This window comes from Curtobacterium sp. B18 (assembly GCF_000333375.1).
Taxonomy (GTDB): domain Bacteria; phylum Actinomycetota; class Actinomycetes; order Actinomycetales; family Microbacteriaceae; genus Curtobacterium.
Window position 1 is genome coordinate 1 of record NZ_BACZ01000438.1, and the last position, 884, is coordinate 884.

At 68.6% G+C, this 884-nt stretch carries 1 pseudogene; it reads right to left on the bottom strand.

The window, feature by feature from the left end:
• Positions 1-750: pseudogene (locus tag I5E_RS11990) on the bottom strand (F0F1 ATP synthase subunit alpha); the annotation flags it as partial.
• Between the last annotated feature and the right edge of the window lie 134 nt (positions 751-884).

Here is an 884-nt window from a genome sequence, read left to right on the forward strand (position 1 = left end):
GGGCGAGGTCTTGAAGCCGGCCGGGTCGGAGGCCGGGGCGGCGACGATGGTGGTGTACTCCATCGCACCGGCGTCCTCGAGCGCACCCTTGACGGAGGCGATCGTGGAGCCCTTCTGACCGATGGCGACGTAGATGCAGCGGACCTGCTTGTCCTCGTCGCCCGACTCCCAGTTGGCCTTCTGGTTGATGATCGTGTCGATCGCGATGGCCGTCTTGCCGGTCTGGCGGTCGCCGATGATCAGCTGACGCTGACCGCGGCCGACGGGGATCATCGCGTCGATGGCCTTGATGCCGGTCTGGAGCGGCTCGTGCACCGACTTGCGGGACATGACGCCGGGCGCCTGCAGCTCGAGGGCGCGGCGGCCCTCGGCCTGGATCTCGCCGAGACCGTCGATCGGGGCGCCGAGCGGGTCGACGACGCGACCGAGGAAGCCGTCGCCGACGGGAGCCGAGAGGACCTCGCCGGTGCGGGTGACTTCCTGGCCCTCTTCGACACCGGCGAACTCGCCGAGCACGATGGCGCCGATCTCGTCCTCGTCGAGGTTCTGCGCGAGGCCGAGCGTGCCGTCCTCGAAGCGGATGAGCTCGTTCGCCATGACGCCGGGGAGGCCCTCGACGTGCGCGATGCCGTCGCCGGCGTCGATGACGTGCCCGACCTCGGCCGTGGAGGCCTTCGTCGGCTCGTAGTTCGAGACGAAGTCCTTCAGGGCATCACGGATCTCATCGGGGCTGATGGTGATGTCTGCCATGGGATTTTCCTTGTTGGTTTCCGGGGCCGTACGGCTCCGAGAGGGTGACGCTGCCTGACTCGGCAGTTCCCGTTGTGGACTTGGGAGGGGCGGCTTCGACCGTACGCTCAGCCGGCGAGCTGGAGCCGGAGCTC